This window comes from Sphingorhabdus sp. (assembly GCF_044354325.1).
Lineage (GTDB): Bacteria > Pseudomonadota > Alphaproteobacteria > Sphingomonadales > Sphingomonadaceae > Sphingorhabdus_B.
Genome location: NZ_JBILAF010000040.1, coordinates 1 through 16,090, shown reverse-complemented (window position 1 = coordinate 16,090; position 16,090 = coordinate 1). Strand labels below are relative to the sequence as shown.

15 protein-coding genes are annotated in these 16,090 nt (G+C 56.3%); 10 read left to right on the top strand and 5 right to left on the bottom strand.

Going from position 1 to position 16,090, the window contains the following annotated elements:
- Window positions 1-98 precede the first annotated feature (98 nt).
- Complete coding sequence (gene purN, locus ACIQ0G_RS05480) at window positions 99-1,049, bottom strand: phosphoribosylglycinamide formyltransferase (RefSeq protein WP_397577034.1); 951 nt, start codon at window positions 1,047-1,049, stop codon at window positions 99-101.
- A complete protein-coding gene (gene purM / locus ACIQ0G_RS05475; RefSeq protein WP_397577033.1) occupies window positions 1,042-2,148 on the bottom strand; it encodes a phosphoribosylformylglycinamidine cyclo-ligase in 1,107 nt (368 codons plus the stop codon). The genes purN and purM overlap by 8 nt, the downstream gene beginning before the upstream one ends.
- Before the next feature lie 61 nt (window positions 2,149-2,209).
- Here purM and ACIQ0G_RS05470 point away from each other — a divergent pair, with 61 nt between their 5' ends.
- A complete protein-coding gene (locus tag ACIQ0G_RS05470; protein ID WP_397577032.1) occupies window positions 2,210-3,268 on the top strand; it encodes a heavy-metal-associated domain-containing protein in 1,059 nt (352 codons plus the stop codon).
- 18 nt (window positions 3,269-3,286) lie between these two features.
- Window positions 3,287-3,871 carry an ATPase gene (locus tag ACIQ0G_RS05465; protein ID WP_397577031.1) on the top strand — a complete coding sequence of 195 codons (585 nt, stop codon included), beginning with the start codon at window positions 3,287-3,289 and terminating at the stop codon, window positions 3,869-3,871.
- Window positions 3,872-3,901: 30 nt separating this feature from the next.
- Here the strand turns inward: ACIQ0G_RS05465 and rnd are convergent, their stop codons facing one another.
- The gene (rnd, locus tag ACIQ0G_RS05460) at window positions 3,902-5,086 is read right to left on the bottom strand and encodes a ribonuclease D (protein ID WP_397577030.1); all 1,185 of its coding nucleotides are present in this window, start codon (window positions 5,084-5,086) and stop codon (window positions 3,902-3,904) included.
- 94 nt (window positions 5,087-5,180) lie between these two features.
- On the opposite strand from rnd, the gene aspS reads away from it, so the two are divergent.
- Complete coding sequence (gene aspS / locus ACIQ0G_RS05455) at window positions 5,181-6,971, top strand: aspartate--tRNA ligase (protein ID WP_397577029.1); 1,791 nt, start codon at window positions 5,181-5,183, stop codon at window positions 6,969-6,971.
- Between the two features lie 90 nt (window positions 6,972-7,061).
- Window positions 7,062-7,847 (top strand): polyphosphate kinase 2 family protein, encoded by a 786-nt coding sequence (locus tag ACIQ0G_RS05450; RefSeq protein ID WP_397577028.1) that lies wholly within the window; start codon window positions 7,062-7,064, stop codon window positions 7,845-7,847.
- Here ACIQ0G_RS05450 and ACIQ0G_RS05445 read toward each other — a convergent pair.
- Both ACIQ0G_RS05445 and ACIQ0G_RS05440 read right to left on the bottom strand, forming a co-directional pair.
- On the bottom strand, window positions 7,829-8,314 hold the full coding sequence (locus tag ACIQ0G_RS05445) for a GreA/GreB family elongation factor (RefSeq protein ID WP_397577027.1): 486 nt from the start codon (window positions 8,312-8,314) through the stop codon (window positions 7,829-7,831). The genes ACIQ0G_RS05450 and ACIQ0G_RS05445 overlap by 19 nt on opposite strands.
- A 12-nt stretch (window positions 8,315-8,326) precedes the next feature.
- Window positions 8,327-10,357, bottom strand: coding sequence for a lytic transglycosylase domain-containing protein (locus ACIQ0G_RS05440; protein ID WP_397577026.1), 2,031 nt, complete (start codon window positions 10,355-10,357; stop codon window positions 8,327-8,329).
- 87 nt (window positions 10,358-10,444) lie between these two features.
- Here ACIQ0G_RS05440 and dapA point away from each other — a divergent pair, with 87 nt between their 5' ends.
- The 6 genes from dapA to recA form a co-directional block, all read left to right on the top strand.
- Window positions 10,445-11,320, top strand: a complete 876-nt coding sequence (gene dapA, locus ACIQ0G_RS05435; protein ID WP_397577025.1) for a 4-hydroxy-tetrahydrodipicolinate synthase — start codon at window positions 10,445-10,447, stop codon at window positions 11,318-11,320.
- Window positions 11,320-11,802, top strand: a complete 483-nt coding sequence (gene smpB / locus ACIQ0G_RS05430) for an SsrA-binding protein SmpB (RefSeq protein WP_125230014.1) — start codon at window positions 11,320-11,322, stop codon at window positions 11,800-11,802. The genes dapA and smpB overlap by 1 nt, the downstream gene beginning before the upstream one ends.
- Entirely contained in the window at window positions 11,799-12,365 is a 567-nt protein-coding gene (locus ACIQ0G_RS05425) for a DUF2062 domain-containing protein (protein WP_397577024.1), read from the top strand. The genes smpB and ACIQ0G_RS05425 overlap by 4 nt, the downstream gene beginning before the upstream one ends.
- Window positions 12,366-12,426: 61 nt before the next feature.
- Window positions 12,427-12,552 (top strand): hypothetical protein, encoded by a 126-nt coding sequence (locus tag ACIQ0G_RS05420; protein ID WP_397577023.1) that lies wholly within the window; start codon window positions 12,427-12,429, stop codon window positions 12,550-12,552.
- Window positions 12,553-12,639: 87 nt separating this feature from the next.
- On the top strand, window positions 12,640-15,048 hold the full coding sequence (locus tag ACIQ0G_RS05415) for a response regulator (protein WP_397577022.1): 2,409 nt from the start codon (window positions 12,640-12,642) through the stop codon (window positions 15,046-15,048).
- 126 nt (window positions 15,049-15,174) lie between these two features.
- The coding region (gene recA / locus ACIQ0G_RS05410) for a recombinase RecA (protein ID WP_397577021.1) at window positions 15,175-16,090 on the top strand (916 nt) is incomplete at its 3' end.

The following is a 16,090-nucleotide window of genomic DNA, read 5'->3' as shown; positions in this document are numbered from 1 at the left end:
AACCTTGGTGTGTTACTTCGCGCCAACGTTCTCGAAAATCTGCCTGATGTTCCGCCGCCACCCGCCACCGATAAATGGCAATAAATCCGGTGCTCGCATCAGAACTCATTGGCTACATCCATTAGCTTGGTAAGCTTTTTTGGCGCAACGGCGCGCCAGCTTTTGGCGATCCATTCCCCGATATGGTCCCAATCGGTATCGCCCAGGTCGAGCCTGATGCCCACCCAGCCATCGCCGAAATAAGCGGGGCGGTAATATCGGTCATGATCGCTATCGATCAGCATGGCCTGTTCTTCGACGCCGCTAATTTTGACCAAGAGCGCGATTTTTCCGTCGCCATGATGGTCGATGGAAACATATGCGAATTTCTTGCCGCCGACGATGCCAAAGCACTGCATTCCGTGCGACACCACTTCATCGGCCTCAGGCTGCGCCAGCGCGATTTCGCGTACTTTTGATGTCAGATAATCGGGGCTTGTTGCCCGCGAAACATAGTCGGCCAGCGTCCGCGGATATAATTGATGCTCGGCAATCTTGACGCGCTCCGCCAATGAATCGGCGGTGTCATTAGGCAAAACGGCGACCTCCATCTGGCCAAGAAGGGGGCCTTCATCAAGGTCGGCCGTGACAAGGTGCACGCTGCAGCCAGCGATCCTGTCACCTGCGTCAATCGCGCGCTGGTGGGTGTGTAGTCCCGTATATTTGGGCAATAGGGATGGGTGGATATTCAGCATCCTGCCGTCCCATTTTTCGACGAAGTTTTCGCTCAATATCCGCATATACCCCGCAAGCACGACATAAGCTGCCCCCGCTTTGGTAATGTGATTATGCATTATTTCGTCATGGTCGGCCCGCTTAAGACCAACGTGCGATTGTGCGAACGTTGCGACGCCTTCGGCTTGTGCAAGCTTCAACCCTTCTGCGTCGGGATTGTTGCTGGCGACCAGAACAACTTCATATGGGCTATCTGGGCGTTTTGCGGCATATAACAACGCAGCCATATTGGTGCCGCCGCCGGAAATAAGGACCGCAACACGCGCCTTAGCCATGATGGGTCGCAGTCCAATCGGCTTTGGCGCTCCAGGTTTCGATGCTGCCGGTAACCGTGCAGCCTTTTTCACCGGCTGCAATATGTCCAATGCGGAAAACTGTTTCTCCAGCTGCCTCAAGTGCAGCGGTTACGCCCGCGACTTCGGTTTCATCGACAACCACCGCCATGCCGATGCCGCAGTTGAATGTGCGTGCCATTTCTTCGGGCTCGATATGACCTTGCGCTTGCAAGAACGCCATTAAGCGCGGTTGTTGCCATGCGTCTGCATCGACATGTGCGTGCAAACCGTCGGGCAGGATACGCGGGATATTCTCAAGCAAGCCACCGCCCGTAATATGCGCCATCGCGTGGATTTTGCCGGTGCGGACCATCGGCAGCAGCGATTTTACGTAGATGCGGGTCGGCGCCATGAGTGCGTCGATAAGAATGACATTCTGGTCGAAAATGGCCGGACGGTCGAGTTTCCAACCCTTGTCTGCGGCAAGGCGCCGAACCAGCGAGAAACCGTTGGAATGCACGCCGGATGATGCAAGGCCCAGAATGACGTCGCCCGCCGCGACCTTATCTGCCGTCAGCACCTGGTCGCGCTCGACTGCGCCAACGCAGAAACCGGCAAGGTCATAGTCGCCTTCGGAATACATGCCCGGCATTTCCGCGGTTTCGCCGCCAATCAGCGCGCAGCCGGCTTGCTTGCAGCCCTCGGCAATGCTGGCGACAACAGAAGTGGCCACCGCGTTGTCGAGTTTGCCGGTGGCATAATAATCAAGAAAGAAAAGCGGCTCTGCGCCTTGCACGATCAAGTCATTTACGCACATCGCGACAAGGTCAATGCCGACGCCTTCATGGCGACCGGATTCGATGGCCAGTTTTAGCTTCGTTCCGACACCATCATTTGCGGCGACCAAAAGTGGGTCATTGAAGCCTGCTGCCTTAAGGTCGAAAAACCCTCCAAATCCGCCAAGATCGGCATCCGCGCCAGCGCGCCGGGTCGATTTCGCCAGCGGCGCAATCGCGCGCACGAGCGCGTTACCGGTTTCAATGGAAACACCCGCCTTGGCGTAGGTGTAAGATTCGGGCTTCTGTTCTTTTGCGACCATTTGTCGCCGTTAGCGAGAACAGGGTTGGAATTCCACGTCTATGTCGCCTAAAGGTGCGTTAATGACAAATTCTCGCGGAAAATGGTTTCAGATTGCAGCGATTGGCTTGCCTTTGGCGCTGATTGGTGGCGGAATCGTTGCCGCGCAAATCGAAGGGCCAAAGCGCGGCATTGCGCCAATCGCAAGCGCGGGCGATTTTGAAGTGACCGGTGTCTCCGTGAATGTCGTCGGCAATAATGCGTTTGATGCCCGGCAAAAGGGTTGGGAACAGGCACAGCGGATTGCATGGTCGGCATTGTGGCGCAAAACCCATGGGAATGTTGGCGCTGGCCTATCCGATTCGACGTTGGACGGCATTGTTGCCGCGATTGTTGTTGAACAGGAACAGATTGGCCCACGCCGTTATGTGGCCAAGCTTGGCGTATTGTTTGACCGCGCCCGCGCTGGCCAATTGCTGGGCGTCAGCGGCGTGACGCGCCGTTCTGCGCCGTTATTATTGTTGCCCGTTACCTATTCGGCAGGTGCGCCGACGGTATTTGAACAGCGCACATCATGGCAGCGCAGCTGGGCCAAATATCGCACGGCTGACAGCACGATAGATTATGTGCGTCCAAGCGGGGCAGGCGGCGAATCATTGCTGCTGAACGCGGGCCAGAAAGACCGTCGCAGCCGCATTTGGTGGCGCACAATCCTCGACCAGTTCGGTGCTGCTGACGTGATCATCCCGATAGCACGTATCGAACGCCAATGGCCCGGTGGCCCAATTATTGGCCGGTTTTCTGCGCGATACGGACCGGATAACAAATATCTTGGTTCGTTCACCCTGCGTGTTGCCAACAGTGCTGGCATTCCGGGCATGATGGATCAGGCCGTGATTAAGATGGACCAACTGTTCCAATCCGCGCTCGCCTCTGGCCGATTGCGGGCAGATGCCTCGCTCGTCCTTGAACCCGAAGTGGTCGAGGAAGAGGAATTGGAAGGCGAAGTGGAAGACCTGTCGGTTGTCGATGGGGCAGAGCCTGCGCGCCAGTCTTTGGATGATGTGGTAAAGTCGGTGTTGCAAGAAGCAGAACCTGCACGCAATTCTGGTGCGCCCACGCCGCCGTCACCACGGCCATGAGCACCAGCATCTGACATTATGCGCCAAATTGCTTTGCCATTGGACGAACTGCGCAGCGGCGCATCGTCCAGCCTGATCATTACGCAATCCAATGCGACCGCGTTTGCCGGGCTTTCGAGCGCATCTGGCTGGGCCAAACGCTGTGCCATTCTAACGGGACCTGCGCGCTCGGGCAAATCGCTCATGGCGCGCTATTTTTCGGGGCAGAACGGCACAGTCATTGACGATGCAGAGGCTAGTCCGGCAGAAACCTTGTTTAACGCATGGAACCGGTCGCAGGAAAGCGGCGTCCCATTGTTGCTTATCTCGCGTTGGCAGCCGGCGGAGTGGAACATCACATTGCCCGACCTGCAATCGCGTCTGGGCTCGGCATTGCTGCTCGACATTGGGCCGCCCGACGATGAAATGATTGAACAATTGATTCAAAAACAGCTCGCTGATCGCGGGGCTGCAATCAGCATCGATGCTTTAAGCTATGTAAAGCGCCGGATTGAGCGGAGTTATGGTGCCATCGAAAAATTTGCACGGTCCGCAAATGCGCTGGCGCTGGCGGAAAATGCCCCGGTCAATCTCAGCTTGGTAAAGAAGATACTCGAAAGCTAATTCCAACAGAAGGCGTTGTAGATTGTCCTATTAGCGGATCATCTCTTCTTCTTGGGTGTGGGTCATTTTCAGTTTCCCGTTCACCACTGCGAACGCCAGCCTGCCTTCGACCAGATCAAGCGCATCGCGGCCGAACTGTTCAAACCGCCATCCCGTCAGGACTTCTAGGTCATCGCGCTCACCCGCCGCCAACCGTTCCAGTTCTTCGGTCCGGACGAGCAGGCGCGGTGCGACATTGATTTCGCGCGAGCGGATTTTGAGCAACAGCTTTAACAAGTCTGCGACAAGTGATCCGTCTTTGCCGCCGCCGGGCGAGGATCTGCCGCGGTCGGGCATGTCGTCGCGCGCCATGGGTTGGCTTGCTTCGATAACGGCGATGAGCCGCGCGCCAATGTCATTGTCGCGCCAAGCAGGGGATAGTCCACGCACCTTGGGTAAATCCGCCTGCGACTTGGGCGGATGCGCGGCAATATCGGCAAGCGTTTCGTCTTTCATGATGCGCCCGCGCGGGATATTCTTACGCTGCGCTTCCTTTTCGCGCCATGCCGCCATGGCTTGAAGCCGACCGAGAACCTCGGGCTTACGCGATTGGACCTTTATCCGGGACCAGGCGTTTTCGGGATCATTGCGATAGTTGGCCGCGTCTGAAATGCGCTCCATTTCATCATTGAGCCAAGCGCCACGGCCAGTGACCTTCAGCTTTTCGAGCATCATGGGAAATATCGCCGATAAATGCGTGACGTCGGCAATTGCATAATCGATTTGCCGTTTGTCGAGCGGACGGCGCGACCAATCTGTAAATCGCGCGCCTTTGTCGAGTTGAATGCCCATCCACAGATCGACCAGATTCGAATAACCGATTTGTTCACCCTGACCGAGCGCCATGGCCGCGATTTGGGTGTCGAACATGGGGTAGGGCGTTTTGCCCGTCAGGTTGAAGAATATTTCAATGTCCTGCCCACCGGCATGAAAGACTTTCAGGACGTCGTCATTTGCGCAGAGCAGATCGAGCATTGGCGTGAGGTCCAGCCCCTCGGCCTTTGGGTCAATCGCCGCCGCCTCATGCGTGTCCGCCAACTGCACTAGGCAGAGGTCCGGATAATAAGTGTTTTCCCGCATGAATTCGGTATCAACCGCAACAAATGGGGATTTTGCAAGGCGTGCGCACAATTCTGCGAGACGTTTGCTGTCGGAGATGAGTGGATGAATCTGCATTGCGCATCGCCGTAGCACCCATTCCCGACTTGACAAAGTGCCCCTGCACGGTTGTTAGGCGGCCTTTCCACAGATTTTTTGAATTGAGTGAACAATGCACGCTTATCGCACGCACAAATGCGCCGAACTTCGCGATTCCCACGTGGGGGAAACGGTACGCCTATCTGGCTGGGTCCATCGTAAGCGCGACCATGGTGGTGTTTTGTTCGTCGATTTGCGCGATCATTACGGCATGACGCAGATTGTTGCCGATAGCGATAGCCCCGCTTTGCCAATCCTCGAAGCATTGCGCCTTGAAAGCGTTGTTACCATCGATGGCGAAGTAAAGGCGCGCAGTGCCGCCACTGTGAACGCCAATCTGCCCACGGGTCAGATCGAAGTTTTCGCCCGCAATGTCGTTGTGCTCAGCAAGTCTGAAGAACTGCCTTTGCCCGTTGCCGGTGAACAAGAATATCCAGAAGAAACGCGCCTGAAATACCGGTTCCTCGATTTGCGCCGCGAAACGCTGCACGCCAATATCGTCAAGCGCACGCAGATCATTCGCGAAACGCGCCGCCGCATGGAAGATATCGGCTTTACCGAATATTCAACGCCCATCCTGACGGCATCCAGCCCCGAAGGCGCGCGCGATTTCCTCGTGCCGAGCCGCATTCACCCGGGCAAATTCTTCGCGCTGCCACAAGCGCCGCAGCAGTATAAGCAGTTGCTGATGGTCGCGGGCTTTGACCGCTATTTCCAGATTGCACCATGCTTCCGCGATGAAGACCCGCGTGCTGACCGTTTGCCGGGCGAATTTTACCAGCTCGATCTGGAAATGAGCTTCGTCACACAGGAAGAGGTTTGGGACACGATGGAGCCGGTAATGGCTGGCGTGTTTGAAAAATTTGCCGATGGCAAAACCGTCACGCCAGCTGGACAATTCCCGCGTATTCCGCATGCAAAAGCGATGCTGGATTACGGCACGGACAAGCCCGATTTGCGCAACCCGCTGATCATTCATGACGTGACCAGCCATTTCACCAAATCGGGCTTTGGCCTGTTTGAACGCATCGTCGAAGGCGGCGGCGTTGTCCGCGCTATCCCTGCGCCAAAGACGGCGGAAAAGAGCCGCAAATTCTTTGACGATATGAATGAATGGGCACGCAGCGAAGGCCATGCTGGCTTGGGCTACGTCACCCGCAAGGCTGGCGAATTTGGCGGCCCCATTGCCAAGAATCATGGCGACGAAGGCATGCAGGCGCTGTACGACGCCATTGGCCTTGGTCCCGACGATGGTTGCTTCTTTGCTGCTGGCAAGGAAGAGCAAGCCGCCAAGCTGGCCGGTGCCGCGCGCACCCGCACGGGTGAGCAGCTTGATCTCATTGAAAAAGACGCATTCCGCTTTTGCTGGATCATCGACTTCCCGTTTTATGAATGGAGCGAGGAAGACAAGAAGGTCGATTTTGCGCACAACCCGTTTTCGATGCCACAAGGCGGCCTCGAAGCGCTTCAGACGCAGGATCCGCTCACCATCAAAGCCTATCAATATGATATGGTCTGTAACGGCTATGAGCTCGCCTCTGGCTCCATCCGGAACCAGCATCCCGATTTGATGGTGAAGGCGTTTGAACTGACTGGCCTGACGCAGGCTGATGTTGAGGATCGTTTTGGCGGCATGTACCGGGCATTCCAATATGGTGCCCCACCACATGGCGGTATGGCCGCTGGCGTCGACCGGATGGTCATGTTGTTATGCGGCGTTCAGAACTTGCGTGAAATTACCTTGTTCCCGATGAACCAGCGCGCTGAAGATTTGCTGATGGGTGCCCCGTCACCTGCCGAGCATAAGCAGCTGCGCGAGCTGAACATTCGCGTTGTGGAACAGCCGCCCAAAGCGCAATCGTAAAGCATAGGCCTACGCCATAACGCTGTCCCTTTTGGGGACAGCGTTTTGCTTTGTCTTGTCTATCGGCCGAATAGGTGCTGCAATCGCCCGATGGCGATTGATCTTTCAAACTATGAGTCCGGTACAAAATACGAAGGTACCTACGATGAGGACCTGAAAGCGCTGCAGGACCGCCTTTCGCGGCTGCAGTCGCTGCACATATTGCACGAAGCGCGCACGTTGATCGTGATTGAAGGTTGGGATGCGGCTGGCAAGGGCGGCGCGATCAAGCGCATGACCGCGACGCTCGATCCGCGTTATTATCATGTCTATCCCGTTTCAGCGCCCACTGCGGAGGAAAAGGACAAGCACTTCCTCTGGCGCTTTTGGAACAAACTGCCCGGAAGTCAGGAAATCAGCATATGGGACCGCAGCCATTATGGCCGCGTGCTGGTCGAACGCGTCGAAAAATTCTGCAGCGAGGCAGAATGGCGGCGCGGATATGACGAGATCAACGAGTTTGAGTCGCGACAGGGCGAAATCGGCACGAAAATCATCAAGCTGTTCTTCCACATCACACAGGAAACGCAGGATAAGGTGCTGATGGAGCGGCTCGGAGATCCCGCCAAGCGCTGGAAAGTGACTGCAGAGGACTTTCGAAATCGCGAACGGCGTAGCGAGTATATGGATGCACTGGCGGACATGTTTAAGCGCACGCATACGCGCTGGGCACCGTGGACCGTTATCGACGGCAATAACCAGAAAGCGGCACGGATCGCTGCACTAAAGCATGTTGTGGAGTCGCTAGAGGCAAGCGTTCCGCAGGATTTCCCTGATGCCCAACCAGAGATTGCCGCGCTGGCCGAAAAGACATTCGGCTATTCCCCTATTGGATAGGCGATCCCGACGACTTCCCATTCTTTGGGGCCAGTTGGCAAGGTTACCGTTTTGACTTCGCCCACGCGCGCACCGCGCAGGGCGCGGGCTAGCGGCGCGTTCCATCCGATGCGGCCGTGGCTTGCATCGGCTTCGTCATCGCCGACCAACGTAATGACGCGCTCCACGTCGTCGATATCCGCCAACGTAACCGTTGCGCCGAAAAACACCCGGTCCCGGTCTTCCTGCTTGGACGGGTCGAGGACCTTTGCAGCTTTCATTTTCTTGGAAAGCTGGCCGAGCTCACGGTCGATTGCGCGCAGCTTTTGCCGACCGTAAATATAGTCGCCATTCTCGCTTCGGTCGCCATTGCCCGCCGCCCAATGGACGATTTCAACAACCGCTGGCCGTTCGACCGCGAGCAATTGTTCATACCGCGCGCGCAAGGCTGCGAATCCGGCAGGGGTAATGGGGTTTGTGCGCTCCATAGCGCCTCTATGTCACCCCGGGCTTGATTTGCCCAGATATGTGCTGAGCGGCGTTGCCGAGCGCACACGCGCGCGTTCGGGGTGGAGATGATCGTACATCACCGCATTTTCCAGCACGCGGTAAACATAATCGCGGGTCTCGCTCAGCGGGATTTTTTCGATCCATTCCATCATGTCGATGCTGCCCGTACGTGGGTCACCGTACGCCTTCAGCCATTTGTTCACATTGCCGGGGCCACCATTATACGCTGCGATTGCGAGGGGATAGCTTCCGTCAAAATAGTCGAGCATCCGCTCGATATATGTGGCGCCAAGCGCGATGTTGTAATCTGTATCGACTGTCAGCGCTTCGGGGCGATATGCCATCGCGATTTTGCCCGACGTCTCGCGCGCAGTGCCAGGCATCAGCTGCATCAGGCCGCGCGCGCCTGCGTGGCTGACGGCTGCCCGGTCAAACTGGCTTTCCTGCCGCATGATCGCATGGGCAAGCGTCCATGTCTGGTGATGCGCGGCGGGAACATTGACCGTTGGGTAGCTGTTTCCCAAAAGTTCGGGAATACCGGCCGATCGGGCGCTGCGACCCGCCATCACCGCGAGATCGGGACGGCCCAATTTTTGGGAAAGGCCAATGGCTATGGCAAAATCATCCGGGTCCTTGGCGTTCCGCGCAATGGCCCTGAAGAAATTGCTTTGGTCCTTCCAACTTCCATATTTGGAGGCGAGGGCTGCGGCCAAATAGACGTCCGGAACGTCTCCCTGCGCCAAAACGGGAGCGGCGGGGGTGACGCGCGGTACCGGGGGCAGGGGGCGCCGGAGCTGTTCAAGCGACAGCTGGCCAAAAAAGCTCTCATAATATGTGGCAGCTTGTTCATGATAGCGTGTCGCTGACGCTTGGTCCCCGGCTTTTGCCGCAGCTTTGCCGGCAAAGTGTAAACCCTTTGATCGGGTCTGCGCCGATTTCGCAGCGGACGCATAGCGTTCGAACATAGCAACAGCGTCACCGGGGCGGCCAAGCCTTTCCATCGCCGTCATGCCCGCCAGCCATGTCAGGCTGGTATAGCGATCGCGTGTGGCGATATCTTGATCGATCATGACAAGGCCGCGCGGCGTTGCGTCGTCAACGCGTGACGCTATGCGGTACGCGACGTCATATTGACCGTCATTCGCGGCCGCCTGCGCATGCGTCAGCAGCAATTGATACCAGTCCTTGAGAACAGGTACCGGCCCAGCAAGATTGGCGCGGTTCGCCAGCAATTCGCGTGCACCGATGCTGTTGCCGGAGGACCGCATAAAGTCTGCTCTGGCAGCGATTAAGCTTGCTTCACTATTGGCCAGTGATCCGGCGTCCTGAACCTTTTGATCGGCATCGGGGGCTTTCATGCGGGTGGCGAGCGCCGCAACAAAGGCGGGGCGACGTTGCGGAGAGGTGTAGGCTATCCAGCGTTCGGCGCCACGGGTTGAGCCCGACCATAATAAGCGGTCAACGCGGGCGTCATGGTCAGCGGACGTAAAACGGTTGCCGGCGATGCGGAACATACGTGCTTCGTCATCATCGTTTAGGGCGCCACCGCGCCATGCCGCGCGCGCTTGTGCTTCAGCGCGCTGTGTGTCGCCCGATGCGTGAAGCGCAATTGCGAACCTTGCACGTCCCGCGTTGGTGAGGGGAGGTAAGCGGTCAAAGAAGGCCACAACCTGACTGGGCGACAATGACAGAGGATTGATCGCCTGTTCTGCGTTCTTGCGCATCTCATCGCTATTTGGCCAATCGGGATAGCGCATCAAAAATGACGCATATTCGCCAAAGCTAAAATTGCCGGGAGCGCTGAGCATTTTCCAACGCTGCAACGCGGCAGGGACTTGTCCTTCGCTTGGGGCATATTGCACCGATGGGGCCTGAGGCATGTGCGCAGTGGGCGCAGCAACTGTGCCCGCGCCTGTACCGCGCTGCCACGTTATGCCATCGCTTTGTTGGGCCGCTACGGCGGTCGAAAACGGAATTATCAGCATAGATGCCGAAATGAGATGCTTTACCATGCTGGACATATTATGTGCCCCATCCTTATCAGGTGCTGAACCAACGACTATATAGCCCTTAGCGGCCTATATGGCGCAGATTGAAAGTGTAATGCTATGTTTTCGGGATCGATACCGGCTCTAGTGACTCCTTTTTACGACGGAGCGTTTAGCGAAAAGCATTTTCGCGCGTTGATCGATTGGCAAATCGACCAAGGATCAAGCGCGCTGGTGCCCGCCGGGACAACCGGTGAGGCGTCAACGCTGTCGAATGCCGAGCATCATCGCGTGATCGAAGTGTGTATCGAGCAAGCCGCTGGGCGCGTACCCGTGATTGCCGGCTGTGGGTCGAATGACACCAATAACGCCATTCTCCACCTTAACTTTTCAAAGAAAAGCGGCGCGGCTGCCGGGCTTGTTGTCGCCCCTTATTATAACCGCCCCAACCAAGAGGGCATTTATGCGCATTTCGAGGCGATGACCAAGAAGAACGATCTGCCTATCGTGCTGTACAATGTGCCTGCGCGAACGGTGACGGACATCAAGCCGGAGACGGTTGCGCGCCTTGCGCAGTTGCCGACGGTGATCGGTATCAAGGACGCAAGCGGTGATATGCCGCGCGTAACGGACCATCGCTTGGCCTGCGGACCTGATTTCTGCTTGCTTTCGGGCGTCGATGAACAGTCGCTTGCGTTTAATGCCGCAGGCGGGCGCGGGTGCATTTCGGTCACCGCAAATGTTGCGCCGAAATTATGCGCAGAATTTCAGGCGGCATGTGCATCGGGCGATTATAACTTGGCGCGCGAACTGAATGATAAGCTGTATCCACTTCATTTAGCTTTGTTTTCTGACGCATCGCCGGGCCCAATTAAATATGCGTTGTCACGCGTCATCGACGGTTTCCCAACCGAGCTGCGCTTACCAATGACCCCGCCAAGTGAGGCGAGCCGTCGTCAGGTTGATGCCGCCTTGGAGAATGCAGGGCTTATTTAATGACGCGTCCAAAGCCCGAAGCATTCAACAAAGTCAAAACGGTCGCCGAAAACCGGCGGGCCCGTTATGATTTTCATATCGATGACAAATATGAAGCCGGAATTGTCCTGACCGGAACTGAAGTGAAATCTTTGCGCTTTGGTGAAGGTTCCATCGCCGAAAGCTATGCCGAAGTTCGCGATGATCAGATTTGGTTGATTAACGCAAATATCCCCGAATTCAGCCATGGAAATCGGTTTAACCACGAACCGAAGCGGCCCAGAAAGTTGCTGTTGAACGAGCGCGAAATAAACAAGCTGCATGGCGCGGTGATGCGGCAGGGCATGACGCTTGTGCCTCTGTCGATATATTTCAATGGACGCGGCAGGGCGAAAGTGGAATTGGCGTTGGCAAAGGGCAAAAAGGCGCCCGATAAGCGTGCGACCGAGAAAGAACGGGATTGGAAGCGTGAGCAAGGACGCATTATGCGTGATCGTGGATGAGTAAGTTTGATACCTGGTTGCACAGGCAAGCACCCACGCGCGACAGCTTTGAACGCAGCCGCTTTCTGCGGCCGTTTGCGCAGCGCGTGTTTCATCCCGCCCTCTGGCGCTTTACACGACGTTCCGTCCCGCGCGGTGTAGCTCTTGGCCTGTTGGTCGGAATTTTCCTTTTGATACCGGGTGTCCAGATCGCTGGTGTCGCGCTGCTTGCGCTACCATTTCGGGCAAATATCCCGATCGGCGCGGCTATGACGTTCCTGAGTATGCCGGCCACAACGCCATTCATTTTACTTGGGTCGGTGTATGTCGGGGAATCAGTGCTGCGGTTGAACAACGGCTCAGGCCATTTTTATCAACTTATCGAGACATCGGCGCCGCTGTCCGCGTGGGGTGATTATGTCTGGAACGAAGCGCCTTTGGCGTTGGTGCAAGGCGTCGCAGGGCTTGCGATCATATCCATCGCAGCAGCGCTCGTCGGTTATGTGCTCTCGGCGTGGTTCTGGCGCTGGCGGATAAGCGCCAAATGGCGACGCCGGTCGAAGTCAATTGCGTCTCGTGGATAAGCTTTTGTAGCCTTTGGCCCGCCAGCCTCTATTCTCCTCACGATGTTATGGGAGCATAGACATGAAATTCGCTCTTGAACGCGCATTGGCAGGATCGGCGTCGTTGGCATCGCTCGCCGCACCAGCATTTGCGCAAAGCCAATCTGACGCCACGCAAGCGCCCGCTAAAGAGGGGGCACAATCTTGACAAATGGTACGATGCGTTCCAGCCAAAAGCAGACGGGCAATTGTACTCAAGTCTGAGGACCGCGTTCGCATCTGGTAAGGAGCCGCTTTGAACAAGATATCCCCGCCGACCCAATTTCAGATATTTGGCGGGGACATGGACCAATCCGCCAAGCTGGATGTGCGTCAGCTGGCGGTATTGGCGCTCGCAACCTTATTGTCGCTGGCGATATTGTGGTTTTCGACGGGCAACCTCATTCTTGTCGGTTCGTGTGCCGCCGTCATCATCGCGGCCGGCGCGCTGATTCACTTTTTCCGTCATGCTGGTTCGGTCGAGGATGTTGTCGATGTCTCGCCGCCGGATTGGTCTATTGCGCACGCTGCCACGCAGTTGAACGACGCTGCAATCGCCATAAGTGACCGCGCTGGTCGGCTGGTATGCGCAAATGACCATTTTACGAAAGCGTTTCCCGGACTGAAAGCGCCGCCGGATCTGGGGCTGGATGAAGCGAGCGAATCTTTGATGGTCGCGGCAGGTCGTGCCGCATGGCGCGACGGCAGTGCCCAGATCGATACTATCACGAAGGACCACCGCGCCTATAGCGTGAAGGTGGCACGCGCAGGCGCCTCTGACGCATATCTTTTATGGAAACTCGCGCCCATTGAACGGATTGCCATTGAAAGCCGTGCGATTGCGCTGATTACCGGACGTATCGGGCGTGCCATGTCCGGCAGCGGCGTCATGGCTGTCGCCGTTGGTCCCGACGGCTGCGTTCGCGCGGCAAACGCTGCTTTTGCCTTGCGCGCAACGGGCACGGATCAATTTCCCCTCAATGGCCGTTCATTCGTAGATTTTGTGCGGATGGATGACAAGGGCAGCGTCTTTTTTGAACGCGAAGGACGTCGCGGCTTGCCTATCCGGCTTTTGCACGTGCCGTTGAAAGCACATGATGTGGAAGGCTCCGCCTTGCTGCTCGCGGTGGACGAAGACGGCGCAAAGGTCGACCGCGGCCTCGCGCTGGCACATGTTGAGCAATTGCTCTCCACACTGCCTTTGGGGCTGGCGCTTGTTGATCGCGATGGCCGGTTCCTGTTTGCCAATGAGGCATTTGCACGCGTGCTGGATGTAGAACCGACCAAATTGCCCCCTTATCCTGGCGATTTGGTCATTTCCGAAGACAAGGGCGTGGTCTTGGATAGCATCCGCCGTTATGGCAGCGGGCCCATGACGTCAGGCGACATCGCCATTCGCTTGAAAGAGCGACCCGATGAAGTCATTGCGCTCTCCATCGCTGGCGTGCGTGGGCTTGGTGGCGCTGCGGTTCTGCTTGGACTTAAGGATAATAGCGAAGAGATAACCCTGAAGCGGCAGCTTGCCCAACAAACGAAGATGGAATCGATCGGGCAGCTTGCGGGCGGAGTTGCGCATGATTTCAACAATATCTTGACCGCGATTATCGGATATTGCGACCTCATGCTGCTGCGGCATCAGCCCGGCGATGGGGATTATGATGATATTCAGCAGATCAAGAACAATTCAAATCGCGCGGCCAGCCTGACACGCCAGTTGCTTGCCTTCTCGCGTCAGCAGACATTGCGTCCGCAGATATTACAACTGGCGAACGTTGTTGCCGACGTATCCAGTCTGCTGAAGCGATTGCTTGGTGAAACCGTCCGGCTTGAGGTGCATCACGGGCGCGGTGTGGGCGCCGTGCGCGCTGACCCGGGGCAACTTGAACAGGTTATCATAAACTTGGGCGTCAATGCGCGCGACGCGATGCCCAAGGGCGGCGTGGTGCACATCAGCACATTGGCAGTGGGGCAGCAGGAAGTCGCTGCGATGGGTAGCGAGTTTTTGCCCATTGGCGACTATGTCAAATTATCCGTCGAGGACAGCGGTGTCGGGATTTCCAAGGAAAATCTGTCGAAGATATTCGAACCGTTCTTCACGACTAAGGAACTTGGCCATGGGACCGGGCTTGGTCTCTCCACAGTCTACGGCATTGTTAAACAATCGGGCGGGTTCATCTTTGCCGATTCAACCGTCGGCCGAGGCACACGCTTCGACATATTCTTGCCCGTTCATCGCGGTGAAGCAACTGTTGTCGGGACGGGCAAAAAGGAATTATACAAGCCGAAGGATTTGTGGGGCAGTGGCCGCGTCTTGATTGTTGAAGATGAAGACATGGTGCGCGCAGTCGCAGAGCGCGCGTTGGTGCGGCAGGGATATGTCGTGGAAACTGCTAGCGATGGCGAGCAAGCGCTTGAGCTTTTTGCGGAAGGCAAGCGTTATGATCTCGTCGTATCTGACGTGGTCATGCCCAATATGGATGGCCCGACAATGGCACGCAATTTGCGTGACACATATGGCGACATCCGCCTGTTGTTCATGTCCGGTTACGCAGAGGAGCAGTTGCGCGAGACGATCAGCCTCGACAATGTGTCGTTCCTTGCTAAGCCATTTTCAGTTCAGCAAATTGCGGAAGCGGTCCATGACGCGCTCGCAAAGGCTAATTAGTTAAGATGTTGAAAATAAGTATATAAATAATTTTGTTCCGCTCTTGTTCTTTTGGAACAGAAGGTGTACATAATGGATATTCCGGATGATAGTTCGGAACAGGCATGACGCTAAAGGAGTGGAAAAATGGCAGCAAGTCTTAAAATGGTCGATGGGAATCAGGCAAACGGTATGAAAAGTTCGGAACGTGAAAAGGCGTTAGAAGCGGCGCTCGCGCAGATTGATCGCGCTTTCGGTAAAGGCTCGGCGATGAAACTGGGTAGCCGTGAGGCTATTGCTATTGATGCAGTGTCCACAGGCTCGCTTGGTTTGGATATTGCGCTCGGCATCGGCGGTCTACCCAAGGGGCGCGTGATCGAAATTTACGGTCCAGAAAGCTCGGGTAAGACCACGCTGACCTTGCATGCAATTGCAGAGGCGCAGAAGGCAGGCGGTACGGCGGCATTTATCGATGCAGAGCATGCGCTGGATCCGGGCTATGCGAAGAAATTGGGTGTCGATATTGATAACCTCATCGTGTCGCAGCCCGATACGGGTGAGCAAGCACTTGAGATTGCAGATACGTTGGTGCGTTCTAACGCGGTCGACATTGTGGTTATCGACTCGGTTGCTGCACTTGTGCCGCGCGCCGAAATCGAAGGGGAAATGGGCGACAGCCATGTCGGCTTGCAAGCCCGTTTGATGAGCCAGGCGCTTCGCAAAATCACAGGTTCGATCAGCCGGTCGAACTGCATGGTGATTTTCATCAACCAGATCCGCATGAAAATCGGTGTGATGTACGGTTCGCCCGAAACCACCACGGGCGGTAATGCGTTGAAATTCTATGCGTCGGTCCGTTTGGATATTCGTCGCACGGGTCAGATTAAGTCTGGCGAAGATATTGTGGGCAACACAACTCGCGTGAAGGTTGTGAAAAACAAGGTAGCTCCACCTTTCAAGCAGGTCGAATTCGACATCATGTATGGTGAAGGTATTTCCAAGACCGGGGAACTTTTGGATCTGGGTGTGAAGGCGGGCATTGTCGAAAAGTCCGGCAGCTGGT

Excerpts from the sequence above, each read along its gene's own strand:
- purN (WP_397577034.1), bottom strand. The coding sequence starts at position 1,049 with ATGGCTAAGGCGCGTGTTGCGGTCCTTATTTCCGGCGGCGGCACCAAT.
- purM (WP_397577033.1), bottom strand. The coding sequence starts at position 2,148 with ATGGTCGCAAAAGAACAGAAGCCCGAATCTTACACCTACGCCAAGGCG.
- ACIQ0G_RS05470 (WP_397577032.1), top strand. The coding sequence starts at position 2,210 with ATGACAAATTCTCGCGGAAAATGGTTTCAGATTGCAGCGATTGGCTTG.
- ACIQ0G_RS05465 (WP_397577031.1), top strand. The coding sequence starts at position 3,287 with ATGCGCCAAATTGCTTTGCCATTGGACGAACTGCGCAGCGGCGCATCG.
- rnd (WP_397577030.1), bottom strand. The coding sequence starts at position 5,086 with ATGCAGATTCATCCACTCATCTCCGACAGCAAACGTCTCGCAGAATTG.
- aspS (WP_397577029.1), top strand. The coding sequence starts at position 5,181 with ATGCACGCTTATCGCACGCACAAATGCGCCGAACTTCGCGATTCCCAC.
- ACIQ0G_RS05450 (WP_397577028.1), top strand. The coding sequence starts at position 7,062 with ATGGCGATTGATCTTTCAAACTATGAGTCCGGTACAAAATACGAAGGT.
- ACIQ0G_RS05445 (WP_397577027.1), bottom strand. The coding sequence starts at position 8,314 with ATGGAGCGCACAAACCCCATTACCCCTGCCGGATTCGCAGCCTTGCGC.
- ACIQ0G_RS05440 (WP_397577026.1), bottom strand. The coding sequence starts at position 10,357 with ATGTCCAGCATGGTAAAGCATCTCATTTCGGCATCTATGCTGATAATT.
- dapA (WP_397577025.1), top strand. The coding sequence starts at position 10,445 with ATGTTTTCGGGATCGATACCGGCTCTAGTGACTCCTTTTTACGACGGA.
- smpB (WP_125230014.1), top strand. The coding sequence starts at position 11,320 with ATGACGCGTCCAAAGCCCGAAGCATTCAACAAAGTCAAAACGGTCGCC.
- ACIQ0G_RS05425 (WP_397577024.1), top strand. The coding sequence starts at position 11,799 with ATGAGTAAGTTTGATACCTGGTTGCACAGGCAAGCACCCACGCGCGAC.
- ACIQ0G_RS05420 (WP_397577023.1), top strand. The coding sequence starts at position 12,427 with ATGAAATTCGCTCTTGAACGCGCATTGGCAGGATCGGCGTCGTTGGCA.